Origin of the sequence: Thermus thermophilus HB8, from assembly GCF_000091545.1 — a bacterium.
Classification (GTDB): Bacteria; Deinococcota; Deinococci; order Deinococcales; family Thermaceae; genus Thermus; species Thermus thermophilus.
In genome coordinates this window covers 747,338-761,019 of record NC_006461.1, presented here as the reverse complement: position 1 = coordinate 761,019, position 13,682 = coordinate 747,338, and the positions used below count along the sequence as shown (strand labels likewise).

General features: G+C 69.8%; 17 protein-coding genes. 14 read left to right on the top strand and 3 right to left on the bottom strand.

Going from position 1 to position 13,682, the window contains the following annotated elements; all coding sequences use genetic code 11:
* Positions 1-6: 6 nt before the first annotated feature.
* Positions 7-459, top strand: coding sequence for an EVE domain-containing protein (locus tag TTH_RS04115; protein ID WP_011228204.1), 453 nt, complete (start codon positions 7-9; stop codon positions 457-459).
* Here the strand turns inward: TTH_RS04115 and TTH_RS04110 are convergent.
* A complete protein-coding gene (locus TTH_RS04110) occupies positions 434-1,654 on the bottom strand; it encodes a type II secretion system F family protein (RefSeq protein WP_011228203.1) in 1,221 nt (406 codons plus the stop codon). The two genes, TTH_RS04115 and TTH_RS04110, sit on opposite strands and share 26 nt — an antisense overlap.
* Between TTH_RS04110 and TTH_RS04105 the strand changes: the two genes are divergently transcribed.
* Entirely contained in the window at positions 1,653-2,240 is a 588-nt protein-coding gene (locus tag TTH_RS04105) for an L-threonylcarbamoyladenylate synthase (RefSeq protein ID WP_011172885.1), read from the top strand. The two genes, TTH_RS04110 and TTH_RS04105, sit on opposite strands and share 2 nt — an antisense overlap.
* 3 nt (positions 2,241-2,243) lie before the next feature.
* Positions 2,244-2,777, top strand: a complete 534-nt coding sequence (gene scpB, locus TTH_RS04100) for an SMC-Scp complex subunit ScpB (RefSeq protein WP_008632201.1) — start codon at positions 2,244-2,246, stop codon at positions 2,775-2,777.
* Here the strand turns inward: scpB and TTH_RS04095 are convergent.
* Entirely contained in the window at positions 2,721-3,803 is a 1,083-nt protein-coding gene (locus TTH_RS04095) for a PIG-L deacetylase family protein (RefSeq protein WP_011172884.1), read from the bottom strand. The genes scpB and TTH_RS04095 overlap by 57 nt on opposite strands.
* 33 nt (positions 3,804-3,836) lie before the next feature.
* Here TTH_RS04095 and TTH_RS04090 point away from each other — a divergent pair, with 33 nt between their 5' ends.
* The 10 genes from TTH_RS04090 (at position 3,837) to TTH_RS04045 (ending at position 12,036) form a co-directional block, all read left to right on the top strand.
* Complete coding sequence (locus TTH_RS04090) at positions 3,837-4,463, top strand: GNAT family N-acetyltransferase (protein WP_011228202.1); 627 nt, start codon at positions 3,837-3,839, stop codon at positions 4,461-4,463.
* Between the two features lie 9 nt (positions 4,464-4,472).
* Complete coding sequence (locus tag TTH_RS04085; protein WP_011228201.1) at positions 4,473-5,630, top strand: acyl-CoA dehydrogenase family protein; 1,158 nt, start codon at positions 4,473-4,475, stop codon at positions 5,628-5,630.
* A gap of 34 nt (positions 5,631-5,664) precedes the next feature.
* Positions 5,665-6,543 (top strand): DNA polymerase III subunit delta, encoded by an 879-nt coding sequence (gene holA / locus TTH_RS04080; RefSeq protein WP_011228200.1) that lies wholly within the window; start codon positions 5,665-5,667, stop codon positions 6,541-6,543.
* A gap of 171 nt (positions 6,544-6,714) precedes the next feature.
* A complete protein-coding gene (locus TTH_RS04075; protein WP_011228198.1) occupies positions 6,715-7,650 on the top strand; it encodes a 2-hydroxyacid dehydrogenase in 936 nt (311 codons plus the stop codon).
* 5 nt (positions 7,651-7,655) lie between these two features.
* The gene (locus tag TTH_RS04070) at positions 7,656-8,393 is read left to right on the top strand and encodes a sulfite exporter TauE/SafE family protein (protein WP_011228197.1); all 738 of its coding nucleotides are present in this window, start codon (positions 7,656-7,658) and stop codon (positions 8,391-8,393) included.
* Between the two features lie 57 nt (positions 8,394-8,450).
* The gene (locus TTH_RS04065; protein WP_011228196.1) at positions 8,451-8,624 is read left to right on the top strand and encodes an SPW repeat protein; all 174 of its coding nucleotides are present in this window, start codon (positions 8,451-8,453) and stop codon (positions 8,622-8,624) included.
* 200 nt (positions 8,625-8,824) lie between these two features.
* Positions 8,825-9,370, top strand: coding sequence for a bifunctional pyr operon transcriptional regulator/uracil phosphoribosyltransferase PyrR (pyrR, locus tag TTH_RS04060; RefSeq protein ID WP_011172875.1), 546 nt, complete (start codon positions 8,825-8,827; stop codon positions 9,368-9,370).
* Positions 9,367-10,275 (top strand): aspartate carbamoyltransferase catalytic subunit, encoded by a 909-nt coding sequence (locus tag TTH_RS04055; RefSeq protein ID WP_011172874.1) that lies wholly within the window; start codon positions 9,367-9,369, stop codon positions 10,273-10,275. Before pyrR ends, TTH_RS04055 begins: the two co-directional genes overlap by 4 nt.
* Entirely contained in the window at positions 10,272-11,552 is a 1,281-nt protein-coding gene (locus TTH_RS04050; protein WP_011228195.1) for a dihydroorotase, read from the top strand. Before TTH_RS04055 ends, TTH_RS04050 begins: the two co-directional genes overlap by 4 nt.
* Positions 11,553-11,556: 4 nt before the next feature.
* The gene (locus TTH_RS04045) at positions 11,557-12,036 is read left to right on the top strand and encodes a Uma2 family endonuclease (RefSeq protein WP_011228194.1); all 480 of its coding nucleotides are present in this window, start codon (positions 11,557-11,559) and stop codon (positions 12,034-12,036) included.
* A 55-nt stretch (positions 12,037-12,091) separates the two neighbouring features.
* On the opposite strand, the gene TTH_RS04040 is transcribed toward TTH_RS04045, so the two are convergent.
* Positions 12,092-13,132 (bottom strand): quinone-dependent dihydroorotate dehydrogenase, encoded by a 1,041-nt coding sequence (locus TTH_RS04040; RefSeq protein ID WP_011228193.1) that lies wholly within the window; start codon positions 13,130-13,132, stop codon positions 12,092-12,094.
* Between the two features lie 26 nt (positions 13,133-13,158).
* On the opposite strand from TTH_RS04040, the gene TTH_RS04035 reads away from it, so the two are divergent.
* Positions 13,159-13,680 (top strand): hypothetical protein, encoded by a 522-nt coding sequence (locus TTH_RS04035; RefSeq protein WP_011228192.1) that lies wholly within the window; start codon positions 13,159-13,161, stop codon positions 13,678-13,680.
* Positions 13,681-13,682: the final 2 nt, after the last annotated feature.

Sequence of the window (13,682 nt, the reverse complement as noted above, 5' to 3'; positions counted from 1 at the left end):
TCCTCCATGGCCTACTGGCTCTTGAAGTCCGAACCCCAGGTGTACGGCATTGAGGACCTGGAGCGGGAAGGCCGGGCCATCTGGGACGGGGTGCGGAACTACCAAGCCCGGAACTACCTGATGCAGATGAAAGAGGGCGACCTCTGCTTCTTCTACCACTCGGGCACCACCCCCCCGGGGATCGCCGGGCGTTGCCGGGTGGTGCGCACCCTCCTCCCCGACCCCACCCAGTTTGACCCGGAAAGCCCCTACTACGACCCCAAGGCCACGCCGGAGAAGCCCCGCTGGTACACGGTGGAGGTGGCCTTCGTGGAGAAGTGGCCCCTCGTCCCCCTCGCCGAGCTCAAGGCCCTCTTCCCCCCGGACCACCCCCTCGTAAAAAGGGGAAACCGGCTTTCCGTGATGCCGGTTCCCCCGGAGGTGGCGGAAGCCCTTATTGTACGGAGAGGGTCCCGATGATCTTGAAGAGGGGCAGGAACATCCCGGCCACGATCATGCCCACGATGACGCCCAGGAAGATGATCATGAGGGGCTCAATGGCCGCGGTGAGGCTCGCCACCGCCTCGTCCACCTCCCGCTCATAGAAGTCGGCCACCTTGGAGAGCATGGTGTCCAGGGCCCCCGTCTCCTCGCCGATGGCCACCATGGAGCTCACCATGGGCGGGAAGACGAAGGGGTGCTGGGCCAGGGTGAGGTTCAAGGGGTCGCCCTGCTGGATCTTCAGCTTGGCGGCCTCCACGATCTCCTCCACCACGCTGTTGCCCGCGGTCCCCTTGGTGATGTCCAGGGCCTCCACGATGTTCACCCCGCTGGAGAGAAGGAGGGCCAGGGTGCGGGAGAAGCGGGCCACGGCGGTCTTGCGGTTGAGGTTGCCGAAGACGGGGAGGCGGAGCTTAAGGCGGTCAATGACCCTACGCCCCTGGGGGGTGCCGTAATACCAGCGGTAGGCGAAGAAGAGGGCCACGGCGAGGAGGAGGAGGGGCAGGGTGGCCGCCCTAAGAAGGTCGGAGACGGCGATGAGGAAGCGGGTGAGGAGGGGAAGCTCGGAGCCTAAATCCGTGAGGATCTGGGCGAACTGGGGCACGATCCCCGTGAGGAGGAAGTAGGCCACGCCCACGGCGAAGACGAAGACGATGACCGGGTAGGTCATGGCGCTCCGGATCTTGCCCCTTAGCTCCAGCTCCTTCTCCAGAAAGCTCGCCAAGCGGTCCAGGATGAGGTCCAGGCCGCCCGAGGTCTCCCCCGCCCGCACCAGGTTCACGTAGAGGCGGGAGAAGATCTTGTGCTTGGAGAGGGCCTCGGAGAAGGCCATCCCCCCCTCCACGTCGGTGCGCACCTGCTTGAGGATCTCCCGGAACTTCCGGTTTTCCGTCTGGCGCTCCAGGATGGCGAGGGCCTGGAGGAGGGTGAGGCCCGCCCCCAGCATGGTGGCGAGCTGCCGGGAGAAGATGGCGAGGTCCTTCAGGCCCGGCCCCCGCTCCAAGGCGGGGATCCGGACCTCCGCCTGCAGGCCCTTCCCCGGCTCCTTGATCTCGGCCACGAAGAGGCCCCGGTCGCGGAGGAGCCTCGCGGCGGTGCGGAGGTCCTCGGCCTCAATGGTGGCCTCCACCAGACGGCCCTGGCGGTCCCGGGCCTTATACTGGTAGACCGGCATGGAAAGAGTATACCAGGAAGCCCTGGCCAAAGCGGCGGAGACCCTCAAGGGAGGGGGTTTGGTGGCCTTCCCCACGGACACGGTCTGGGGGGTGCTGGCCCTCATGGAGGACGAGGCCGCCTGCAAGAGGATCTACGAGGTCAAGGGCAGGCCCGAGGACAAGCCCCTCCAGGTGCTGGTGGCGGACCTGGAAAGCGCCCTAGAGCTCGTGGACCTCGGCCCTCTGGAAGGAAAGTTCCTGCGCCTGGCGGAGGCCTTCTGGCCCGGGGGGCTCACCGTGGTGGTCCCCGGGAAGGCCATCCCTCCTTGGATCAGCAAGGACGGCTCCGTGGGCCTCAGAATGCCGGACCACGCCCTTTTGCGGGAGCTCCTCCGCCGCGTGGGGGGGCACGCCGCCGCCACGAGCCTCAACAAAAGCGGCGAGCCCCCGGTGCGCACGGAGGCCGAGGCCCGGACCTTCGCCGTGGACTTCGTCTTTCCGGGGGAGGCGGGAGGACTTGCCTCCAGCGTGGTGGACCTCCGCACCGGGGAGGTCCTGCGGGAAGGGGCGATCCCCAAGGAGGCCCTTCTCGCCCACCTCCGGTAGGCCATGGAGGAAGCCCCGAGCCTCAAAACCCTCCTCCTCGCCGTCCTCTTCGCCGCGGGAAGGCCCGTGGCCCTCAAGGAGCTTAGGGCCCTGGGCCACCCCGAGGAGGCCGTCCTCCGCGCCCTCAAGGCCCTGGAGCGGGACCTCGAGGCCGGCCACCTGGGCGTGGCCCTGGAGCGGGTGGCGGGGGGGTGGCGGCTCGTGGTCCATCCCAAGGCCTTGGAGGCGGTGGAGCGCGTCCTTAAGCCCTCCCCGCCCAGGCTCTCCCGGGCGGCCCTCGAGGTCCTGGCCCTCGTGGCCTACCACCAGCCCGTGACCCGGGCGGAGCTTGAGGCCATGCGGGGCAAGGGGGTGGAAGGGGTCCTGGAAAGCCTCCTGGAGCGGGGCCTTGTCCGGGTGGTGGGGGAGAAGGAAGCCCCCGGCCGCCCCAAGCTTTACGGGACCACGGAGCGCTTTTTGGAGGTCTTCGGCCTGGAGAGCCTAGAAGACCTCCCCCCGCTCAGGGAGGACGGCCCACCCCTCCTCCTCCGCGGCTAGGGCCTCCCGGGCGGGGACGGGGAGGGGGCTATAAAGCTCGTTCTCCCGAACGAAGGCGAGGAGGAAGCGGGAGAGGAGGCGCATCTGGCTTTTGTGGGCCCGGACGGCCCGCTCCTTCCTGCGCACCTCCTCCTCGCTCAAGGGAAAGCGCTGCCAGGGAAGCCCCCGGCCTCGAGGGGGCGGGTAGAGGGGAAGCCTAGGGTGGAGGCCCTTGGGCAGGGGGTACTGGTACCCCCCGTGGACGATGTAGTAGAGGAGGCGGTCCTCCAGGCCGAGAAGGGCCGCCGCCCGCATGCCGAAGTAGGCCGTGGCCTGGTGGTCCCGGTGGGCGTCCAGGGGGCTTGGCAGGAGAATCCGGGTGGGCCTGAAAGACCGGAGGACCTCCACCAAGAGGGCCTCCAGGGCCTTCCCCGTGTAGGGGAGGCCCGGCCGGTGGCACCCCGGGTAGGCCACCGCCTTAAGCCCCGTGTAGGGGCTCTCGTAGGGCAGGTAGTAGTGGGTGGTAAAGAGGGGGTAGAGGCCCTGGTCGGGAAAGCCCAGGAAGAGGGCGCTTTCCTGGGGAAGGCCCAAGGCCTCGAGGCCCCGCCTGGCCTCCACCATCCGCCTCAGGGCCAGGCGGCGCAGGGCCTTTGGGGAAGGAAGCGGGCTTCCCGCCGCCAGGTCAAAGGCGTCCCCCGAGGTGAGGTAGACCACCCTCACCTCCCCCCCTTCCCGCGCCACCCGCCCCATGAGCCCCCCCGCGGCCAGCACCTCGTCGTCGGGGTGGGGGGCGAGCACGAGGAGGCGCTCGCCCGAAAGGGGCGGGGGCAGAAGGGGGAGGCCCCGGACCCGGGCCGAGGCCACGAGGGCGTGGTAGCCGGCGAAGAGGAAGCGGCCGTTGATGAAGGCCCAGACCCCGAGGGCCGCCGCCAGGACCATGAGCCGCTCCGCCCAGAGGAGGCCAAGCCACAGGCGCGCCGCCTCCGCCACCCCCAGGTAGAGAACGAGGAGGAGGACGAGCCACTGCCAGGGCCTAAGCCGACGCACGGGGGCATTTTACGGGGCCTATAGACTGGGGGCGTGGCCCAGGTGCGGAAGGCCCACCCCAAAGACCTCGCGGCCATCGCCCGCCTCTCCCACCAGACCCTCTTCCTCGGCAGGGAAGGCCCAAAGGTCTTCCCCAGCGAAACCCTCTGGGGAGCCCTCTTCGTGGCCCCCTACCTGGAGGCCGGCTGCTGCAACCTGGTGGCCGAGGAGGAAGGCCGGGTGGTGGGCTACATCCTCGGGGCCTGCGCCGACCGGCCCCTCGCCCTCGCCTTCGCCAAGCGCCTGCTTTGGGCCCTTCCCCGCCTCCTCCTCGGGCGGTTCGGCCCTCCCCTTCCCCACCTCCGCTACCTCCTCCGCCTCCTCCGCTACCCGGGGCCCAAGGCCCCCAAGGACCGCTACCCGGCCCACCTGCACATCGCTGTGGACCCCGAGGCCCAGGGCCACGGGGTGGGCAAGGCCCTCCTCGCCGCCTTCCTCAAGTGCCTGCGGGAAAAGGGGGTCCCGGGGGTGCAGCTCGCCACCACCCGGGCCAACCGCGCCGCCCGGGGCCTCTACCGGGCCATGGGGTTTCGGGTGTACGCCAAGCGGGCGAGCCCCTTCTGGGCCCCCTACCTGGGCCGGCCCCTGATCCACGAGGTCTGGGTGCGGGACCTGGGGTAGACTGAGCCCATGCTGGACTTCTACGCCCTGGAGGACCTCCTCACCCCGGAGGAGAAGGAGGTCCAGAAGGCCGCCCGCCGCTTCCTGGAAAAGGAGGCCCTGCCCCACATCCGCGACTGGTGGGAGGAAGGGGTCTTCCCCACCCACCTCATCCCCAGATTCGCCGAGCTCGGCTTCCTGGGCCCCACCCTGCCCCCCGAGTACGGGGGGGCGGGGGTGAGTAGCGCCGCCTACGGCCTCATCTGCTACGAGCTGGAGCGGGTGGACTCGGGGCTCAGGAGCTTCGTGAGCGTCCAGAGCTCCCTGGTGATGTACCCCATCTACGCCTACGGGAGCGAGGAGCAAAAGCGGGAGTTCCTCCCCAAGCTCGCCCGCGGGGAGATGGTGGGGTGCTTCGGCCTCACCGAGCCCGACGGCGGCTCGGACCCCTACGGCAACATGAAGACCCGGGCCAGGCGCGAGGGGGACACCTGGGTCCTGAACGGCACCAAGATGTGGATCACCAACGGCAACCTGGCCCATCTCGCCGTGATCTGGGCCAAGGACGAGGGGGGAGAGGTCCTGGGCTTCCTCGTCCCCACGGACACCCCGGGCTTCCAGGCCCGGGAGGTGAAGCGCAAGATGTCCCTCCGCGCCTCGGTGACCAGCGAGCTCGTCCTCGAGGAGGTGCGGGTGCCCGAGTCCTTGCGCCTCCCCAAGGCCCTAGGCCTCAAGGCCCCCCTTTCCTGCCTCACCCAGGCCCGCTTCGGCATCGCCTGGGGGGCCATGGGGGCCCTGGAGGCGGTCTACGAGGAGGCGGTGGCCTTCGCGAAAAGCCGCTCCACCTTCGGCGAGCCCCTCGCCAAGAAGCAGCTCGTCCAGGCCAAGCTCGCCGAGATGCTCGCCTGGCACACGGAGGGCCTCCTCCTCGCCTGGCGGCTCGCCCGCCTCAAGGACGAAGGGAAGCTCACCCCCGCCCAGGTCTCCCTCGCCAAAAGGCAGAACGTCTGGAAGGCCCTCCAGGCCGCCCGCATGGCCCGGGACATCCTCGGGGGAAGCGGCATCACCCTGGAGTACCACGCCATCCGCCACATGCTGAACCTGGAGACCGTCTACACCTACGAGGGCACCCACGACGTCCACACCCTGGTCCTGGGACGGGAGATCACCGGCCTGAACGCCTTCTAAAGGCCCGCCGGGGCCTTTGGCGGACACTTAAGCCATGGTCATCGCCTTCACCGGGGATCCCTTCCTGGCGCGGGAGGCCCTCTTAGAGGAGGCCAGGCTTAGGGGCCTTTCCCGCTTCACCGAGCCCACCCCGGAGGCCCTGGCCCAGGCCCTGGCCCCAGGGCTTTTCGGGGGCGGGGGGGCGATGCTGGACCTGAGGGAGGTGGGGGAGGCGGAGTGGAAGGCCCTAAAGCCCCTTTTGGAAAGCGTGCCCGAGGGCGTCCCCGTCCTCCTCCTGGACCCTAAGCCAAGCCCCTCCCGGGCGGCCTTCTACCGGAACCGGGAAAGGCGGGACTTCCCCACCCCCAAGGGGAAGGACCTGGTGCGGCACCTGGAAAACCGGGCCAAGCGCCTGGGGCTCAGGCTCCCGGGCGGGGTGGCCCAGTACCTGGCCTCCCTGGAGGGGGACCTCGAGGCCCTGGAGCGGGAGCTGGAGAAGCTTGCCCTCCTCTCCCCACCCCTCACCCTGGAGAAGGTGGAGAAGGTGGTGGCCCTGAGGCCCCCCCTCACGGGCTTTGACCTGGTGCGCTCCGTCCTGGAGAAGGACCCCAAGGAGGCCCTCCTGCGCCTCAGGCGCCTCAAGGAGGAGGGGGAGGAGCCCCTCAGGCTCCTCGGGGCCCTCTCCTGGCAGTTCGCCCTCCTCGCCCGGGCCTTCTTCCTCCTCCGGGAAAACCCCAGGCCCAAGGAGGAGGACCTCGCCCGCCTCGAGGCCCACCCCTACGCCGCCCGCCGCGCCCTGGAGGCGGCGAAGCGCCTCACGGAAGAGGCCCTCAAGGAGGCCCTGGACGCCCTCATGGAGGCGGAAAAGAGGGCCAAGGGGGGGAAAGACCCGTGGCTCGCCCTGGAGGCGGCGGTCCTCCGCCTCGCCGGTTGACCCGCGGGTCAGTCCCGGGTAGACTCGGGGCATGCTCAAGCCCGAGCTCGTGGAGGCGGTGGGGGACGACCTGGACTGGCTCCTCTTAAACGCGGCCTACGGGAGCCCCACCGTGGCGGTGGCCGAGCTCTCCTTCGCCGGGGCGTAACCTCCCCCCGGTAAAAAAAGGGCATGAGGGTCCTCGTCACCCGCACCCTTCCCGGGAAGGCCCTGGACCGCCTGCGGGAAAGGGGCCTCGAGGTGGAGGTCCACCGGGGGCTCTTCCTCCCCAAAGCGGAACTCCTCAAGCGGGTGGAGGGGGCGGTGGGCCTCATCCCCACGGTGGAGGACCGCATAGACGCCGAGGTGATGGACCGGGCCAAGGGCCTTAAGGTCATCGCCTGCTACAGCGTAGGGGTGGACCACGTGGACCTCGAGGCGGCCAGGGAGAGGGGCATCCGGGTCACGCACACCCCCGGGGTCCTCACCGAGGCCACCGCCGACCTCACCCTCGCCCTCCTCCTCGCCGTGGCGAGGCGGGTGGTGGAGGGGGCGGCCTACGCCCGGGACGGGCTCTGGAAGGCCTGGCACCCCGAGCTCCTTCTGGGCCTGGACCTCCAGGGCTTGACCCTCGGCCTCGTGGGCATGGGGCGGATCGGCCAGGCGGTGGCCAAGAGGGCCCTGGCCTTCGGGATGCGGGTGGTCTACCACGCCCGCACCCCCAAGCCCCTCCCCTACCCCTTCCTCTCCCTGGAGGAGCTCCTTAAAGAGGCGGACGTCGTCTCCCTCCACACCCCCCTCACCCCGGAAACCCATAGGCTCCTCAACCGGGAAAGGCTCTTCGCCATGAAGCGGGGCGCCATCCTCCTCAACACCGCCCGGGGGGCCCTGGTGGACACCGAGGCCCTGGTGGAGGCCTTAAGGGGCCACCTCTTCGGGGCGGGCCTGGACGTGACCGACCCCGAGCCCCTGCCCCCGGGCCATCCCCTCTACGCCCTTCCCAACGCCGTCATTACCCCCCACATCGGCTCGGCGGGGAGAACGACCCGGGAGCGCATGGCGGAGGTGGCGGTGGAGAACCTCCTCGCCGTCCTGGAGGGGAGGGAGCCGCCAAACCCGGTAGTATAGGCGCCATGGGCCTTCTCATCGGCTTCCTCGGCGGGGTCTTCGGCGGCCTCGTAGGCCTAGGCGGCGGCACGGTGATGATCCCCTTGATGGTGGGGCTTCTCAAGCTTCCCCAGCACCGGGCCCACGGCACGAGCCTGGTGGCCGTCTTCTTCACGGGGCTCGTGGGGGCCTTGACCTACGGCCTGCAAGGCTCCTTGGACCCCAAGGCCGCGCTTTTCCTGGCCCTCACCGCCATCCTCACCGCCCGCTTCGGCGCCCGCTTCGCCCACGGCCTCTCCGAGAGAAACCTCAAGCGGTCCTTCGGCTGGTTCCTCATCGCCGTAAGCTTCCTCCTTCTCCTCAGGCCCTACCTCGCCCCCCTCGGCCTGGTGCGGGGCGAACTCCCCCAGGACCTCGCCCTCCTCCTCGCCGGGGCCTTCACCGGCTTCCTCTCGGGGATGATGGGGGTGGGCGGGGGGACGATCATGGTCCCGGCCATGGTCCTCCTCCTGGGAATGCCCCAGCACACCGCCCAGGGGACGAGCCTCCTCGCCATGGTCCCGGCAAGCCTGGTGGGCGCCCACACCCACCTGCGCCTGGGGAACGTGGACCAGGACCTCGCCCTAGGCCTCGTGCCCGGGGTCCTGGTGGGCACCTTCCTAGGGGGGGAGCTCGCCCACGTCCTCCCGGAAGGCGCCTTGCGGCTCGTCTTCGCCGCCGTGCTCGTCTGGACGGGGTGGCGGTACGCCCGTCCGGGAAGGTAACTTCAAACACTTTCTCGCGGGCTCAAACGGCTCCACGGGGAAAGTGGGTGAAGGCCTATGCGGAAGTGGCAGGACTGGGCCAACCTGGTCTTGGGCCTTTGGCTCGTCCTCTCCCCCTGGATCCTGGGGTTCAGCGGCACGTCCAGCGCCACCTGGAACGCGGTCATCCTCGGGCTCCTGGTGGGCCTCCTCGCCCTGAGCGTGGCCCGCGAGAAGCCCAAGACGGCCTAACCCCGCGCCCGGGCTCCCCGCCCGAGGCCCTCCTCGGGCGGGGTTCCCCTTGCCGGGACGGGGCAGGGGGTGTAAGGTAGGGGTGGCCTTTAAACCGGTCCCGCGAGGCCGGAAAGGGGGAGAGATGCGAGCAACAAGGAAGCGGGAAAGGAAGGGAAGGAGCGGAGGCCTTGGCCTCCGCCTTTTTTTGGAGGTGGCCGGTGCGCTTTAAGGCGGAGCTCATGAACGCCCCGGAGATGCGGCGGGCCCTTTACCGCATCGCCCACGAGATCGTGGAGGCCAACAAGGGGACGGAGGGCCTGGCCCTGGTGGGGATCCACACCCGGGGCATCCCCCTCGCTCACCGCATCGCCCGCTTCATCGCGGAGTTTGAGGGGAAGGAGGTGCCCGTGGGGGTCTTGGACATCACCCTCTACCGGGACGACCTCACGGAGATCGGCTACAGGCCCCAGGTGCGGGAGACCCGGATCCCCTTTGACCTCACGGGGAAGGCCATCGTCTTGGTGGACGACGTCCTCTACACGGGCCGCACCGCCCGGGCCGCCCTGGACGCCCTCATAGACCTGGGAAGGCCACGGCGCATCTACCTCGCGGTCCTCGTGGACCGGGGGCACCGGGAGCTTCCCATCCGGGCGGATTTCGTGGGGAAGAACGTCCCCACCTCCCGGAGCGAGGTGGTGAAGGTCAAGGTGGAGGAGGTGGACGGGGAGGACCGGGTGGAGCTTTGGGAAAGGGAGGGGGCATGAGGCACCTCCTGGACTTCCAGGGCTGGAGCAGGACCGAGGTGGAGAGCCTTCTGGACACCGCCCGGGTGATGCGGGAGGTCCTGGAGCGGCCCATAAAGAAGGTTCCCGCCCTCCAGGGCTTCACCGTGGCCACGGTCTTCTTTGAGCCCTCCACAAGGACGAGGATCTCCTTTGAGCTCGCCGCCCGGCGCATGTCGGCGGACGTGGTCTCCTTCGCCGCCCAGACGAGCAGCCTCCAGAAGGGGGAAAGCTACAAGGACACCCTCCTCACCCTCGAGGCCATGGGGGTGGACGCCTACGTCATCCGGGCCGACAGCGCCGGCGTACCCCACCAGGCCACCCGCTGGGTCAAGGGCGCCGTCATCAACGGGGGGGACGGGCGCCGGGCCCACCCCACCCAGGCCCTCCTGGACGCCTACACCCTCCTCGAGGCCCTGGGCACCCTGGAGGGCAAGAAGGTCGCCATCGTGGGGGACATCCTTCACTCCCGGGTGGCCCGCTCGGGCGCCGAGCTCCTCTCCCTCCTCGGGGCCCAGGTCTTCTGCGCCGGCCCCCCGAGCCTCCTCCCCCAAAGCCTCCCCGGAGCCCACCTCACCCCCCGTCTGGAGGAGGCCCTGGAGGAGGCGGACGCCGTCATGGTCCTCAGGCTCCAGAAGGAGCGGATGGAGGCGGGGCTCGTCCACCTGGAGGACTACGTCGCCCGCTACCAGGTGACGGAAAAGCGCCTCGCCCTGGCCAAGCCCCAAGCCCCCCTCCTCCACCCCGGCCCCATGAACCGGGACGTGGAGCTGGAAGGGACCTTGGCGGACTCGGCGAGGAGCCTGGTGAACCGACAGGTGCAAAACGGGGTGGCGGTGCGCATGGCGGTGCTCTACCACCTCCTGGTGGGGAGGGAGAAAGCATGATCTTGATCCGCAACGTCCGGCTGGTGGACGCCCGGGGCGAGCGGGGCCCCGCGGACGTCCTGATTGGCGAAGGGAGGATCCTCTCCCTGGAAGGCGGTGAGGCGAAGCAGGTCGTGGACGGCACGGGGTGCTTCCTCGCCCCGGGGTTTTTAGACCTCCACGCCCACCTGCGGGAGCCCGGGGAGGAGGTGAAGGAGGACCTCTTCTCGGGGCTTCTCGCGGCGGTGCGGGGAGGGTACACCGACCTCGTCTCCATGCCCAACACCAAGCCCCCTGTGGACACCCCAGAGGCGGTGCGGGCCCTGAAGGAGAAGGCCAAGGCCCTGGGCCTCGCAAGGCTCCACCCCGCGGCCGCCCTCACGGAAAAGCAGGAGGGGAAGACCCTAACGCCAGCGGGGCTTCTCCGGGAGGCGGGGGCGGTCCTCCTCACCGACGACGGCCGCACCAACGAGGACGCCGGGGTCTTGGCGGCGGGGCTCCTCATGGCCGCGCCTCTAGGCCTCCCCGTGGCGGTGCACGCGGAGGACGCGGGCCTAAGGCGAAATGGGGTCATGAACGATGGCCCCCTCGCCGACCTCTTGGGCCTGCCGGGCAACCCCCCCGAGGCCGAGGCCGCCCGCATCGCCCGGGACCTCGAGGTCCTGCGCTACGCCTTAAGGCGAAGCCCGGCCACCCCCAGGCTCCACGTCCAACACCTTTCCACGAAGCGGGGCCTGGAGCTCGTCCGGGAGGCGAAGCGCGCGGGCCTCCCCGTGACCGCGGAGGCCACCCCCCACCACCTCACCCTCACCGAGGAGGCCCTGAGGACCTTTGACCCCCTCTTCAAGGTGGCCCCGCCCCTCAGGGGGGAAGAGGACCGGGAGGCCCTCCTGGAGGGGCTTCTTGACGGCACCCTGGACGCCATCGCCACCGACCACGCCCCCCACACCCTGGCGGAGAAGGAAAAGGACCTCCTAAGGGCCCCCTTCGGCATCCCGAGCCTCGAGGTGGCCTTCCCCCTCCTCTACACCGAGCTCCACCTGAAGCGGGGCTTTCCCCTGCAAAGGCTCGTGGAGCTTTTCACCGACGGCCCCAGGCGGGTCCTGGGCCTTCCCCCCCTCCACCTGGAGGAGGGGGCCGAGGCGAGCCTCGTCCTCCTCTCCCCCAAGGAGCGCCCCGTGGACCCCAGCGCCTTCGCCTCCAAGGCCCGCTACTCCCCCTGGGCGGGGTGGGTCCTCGGGGGGTGGCCCGTTCTCACCCTGGTGGCGGGGCGGATCGTCCACGAAGCGCTAAAATAGGGGGGTGCTGAAGAAGCTCCTGGAGGCAGATGCCATTGGCCTCAGGCTGGAGTGGGTGGGGGGGCTTCCCCTCTGGGAGGCTCAACCCACCTACCGGCACCAGAAGGCGGTGGACCGGATCCGGCAAAGCCTCCGGCCCAAGGAGGGCGCCTCCTGCGCTTGCGTCCACGTGGCCGACGTCTACGTGCGCTTTCCCGATGGCTCCTACAAAAGGCCCGACATCGCCATCTTCTGCCGGGAACCCGAGGAGCTGGACGAGGCCATCACCCTTCTCCCCGAGGCGGTGGTGGAGGTGGTGAGCCGGGGCTACGAGGCCAAGGACCTGGAGATCGGCCCCCGCTTCTGCCTCTCCCAGGGGGTGAAGGACGTGGTGGTCTTTGACCCCTACACCCTTCTCGTCCTCCACCTACGCCGCGATGGGGCCTCACGCTACGTTTCCCCTGTGGAACTGGAGCTCGAGGCGGGCTGCCTCCTCACCGTCTGAACCCCATGCTGGCTTCGCCAGCCTGGAGGCCCCGGTGAAGGCCCTTTCCCCGGACTCACGCGCGGCGAAGCTCCCCCAGGGAGGAAACCCCCTCGGCCTCCATAAGGCGGAGAAGCCCCAGGAGGAGCCTCCTGGGGAAGAGGGGCCCCCCGTAGACGAAGCCCGTGTAGACCTGGACCAGGCTCGCCCCGGCCTTGAGCCTCTCCCAGAGGTCCAGAGGGGTCTCCACGCCCCCCACGCTCACCAGGGCAAGCCCCTCCGCGCCCTCCGCCAGGTGGCGGAGGACCTCCAAGGCCCTCCCCTTCAGGGGCCTTCCCGAAAGCCCCCCGGCCTCCTTAGCCCAGGGGCTTTTTAGGCCCTCCCGGGCAAGGGTGGTGTTCACCGCCACCAGGCCCTGGAGGCGGTGCTTCTTGGCCAGGGCGAGGACCTCGTCCAAGGCCTTCGGGGAGAGGTCCGGGGCCACCTTGAGGAGGAGGGGCTTCTTTGTGGCCGGGCGAAGGCGGGCGAGGAGCTCGTCCAGGAAGGGGCCTTCCTGGAGGGCGCGAAGGCCCGGGGTGTTGGGGGAGCTCACGTTCAAGACGAAGTAGTCCCCAAAAGGCTCCAGGAGGCGGAGGGCCTTTAGGTAGTCCTCCGCCGCCCGCCCCAAGGGCGTGTCCCGGTTCTTCCCCAGGTTGACCCCAATGGGCAGGGGAAGCCCCCTCTGGCGGGAGCGCTTTAGGCGCCTGGCGGCCTCCTCCGCCCCCCGGTTGTTGAAGCCCATGCGGTTGATGAGGGCGCGGTCTTCCACCAGGCGGAAAAGCCTCGGCTTTGGGTTTCCCACCTGGGGCCTCGGGGTGAGGGTCCCCACCTCGGCGAAGCCGAAGCCCAAGGCCCACCAGGCCCCTAGGGCCCTCGCGTCCTTGTCCATCCCCGCGGCAAGGCCCAAGGGGTTGGGAAAGGAGACCCCAAAGGCCTCCACCCTTAAGCGGGGGTCCTCCACCCGAAGAAGCCTCGCGGGAACCTCCAGCAAGGGCCCCCTTTCCGACCATAAGGCGAGAAGCCCCAAGGCGAGCCCGTGGGCGGCCTCGGGGTCCAGGGCGAAGAGGAAGCGGTGCATCCCCCACCCATGATAGACTCCCCTTCGTGCGCCGCCCGCCTTTTCTCCTGGCCCTCTTCCTCGCCGCCTGCTCCGCCACCCTCACCCTGGACCTGGGCTCCATGACCCTGAACCTGAGCGGCCTCCCCTCCACAAGCCCCTTTCCCGGGGACGCCTACGTGGTCTTCCCCAAGGACCCCCAGACCTTCAACCCTCCCCCGGTGGACGTGGTGCGGGGGGTGCGGCTCGAGGGCCGGGCCGTGGCCGACGTGCCCCTGGACGCGACCCTCGCGGTGTACGGAAGGCTCCAGAACCCGGGCGAGGACCCGGGGTGCTATTCCCTGGGGGACCTCGTCCTCTGCCCGGAAGCGAGCGCCGGGGAAGGGCTTGGGGAGATCGCCTTCCAGGGCGGCGACCAGGCCCCCTTCGCCCTAGAGGGGAAGACCCTGACCCAGGGGGTGCGCCAGGGGAAGCTCTGGTTCGGCCTCCGCGTGAAAGGCGCCCTTCCCCCGGGGCTCGGCGAGATCCGGCTGGAGGAGCTCAAGGCCCGGGTCACCGTGGGCCTCTGACC

Bases quoted from the DNA above. Each gene is read 5' to 3' on its own strand.
- TTH_RS04040 (WP_011228193.1), bottom strand. From the start codon at position 13,132: ATGCACCGCTTCCTCTTCGCCCTGGACCCCGAGGCCGCCCACGGGCTC.
- TTH_RS04110 (WP_011228203.1), bottom strand. From the start codon at position 1,654: ATGCCGGTCTACCAGTATAAGGCCCGGGACCGCCAGGGCCGTCTGGTG.
- TTH_RS04070 (WP_011228197.1), top strand. From the start codon at position 7,656: ATGGGCCTTCTCATCGGCTTCCTCGGCGGGGTCTTCGGCGGCCTCGTA.
- TTH_RS04050 (WP_011228195.1), top strand. From the start codon at position 10,272: ATGATCTTGATCCGCAACGTCCGGCTGGTGGACGCCCGGGGCGAGCGG.
- holA (WP_011228200.1), top strand. From the start codon at position 5,665: ATGGTCATCGCCTTCACCGGGGATCCCTTCCTGGCGCGGGAGGCCCTC.
- TTH_RS04115 (WP_011228204.1), top strand. From the start codon at position 7: ATGGCCTACTGGCTCTTGAAGTCCGAACCCCAGGTGTACGGCATTGAG.
- TTH_RS04075 (WP_011228198.1), top strand. From the start codon at position 6,715: ATGAGGGTCCTCGTCACCCGCACCCTTCCCGGGAAGGCCCTGGACCGC.
- scpB (WP_008632201.1), top strand. From the start codon at position 2,244: ATGGAGGAAGCCCCGAGCCTCAAAACCCTCCTCCTCGCCGTCCTCTTC.
- TTH_RS04085 (WP_011228201.1), top strand. From the start codon at position 4,473: ATGCTGGACTTCTACGCCCTGGAGGACCTCCTCACCCCGGAGGAGAAG.
- TTH_RS04055 (WP_011172874.1), top strand. From the start codon at position 9,367: ATGAGGCACCTCCTGGACTTCCAGGGCTGGAGCAGGACCGAGGTGGAG.
- TTH_RS04065 (WP_011228196.1), top strand. From the start codon at position 8,451: ATGCGGAAGTGGCAGGACTGGGCCAACCTGGTCTTGGGCCTTTGGCTC.
- TTH_RS04105 (WP_011172885.1), top strand. From the start codon at position 1,653: ATGGAAAGAGTATACCAGGAAGCCCTGGCCAAAGCGGCGGAGACCCTC.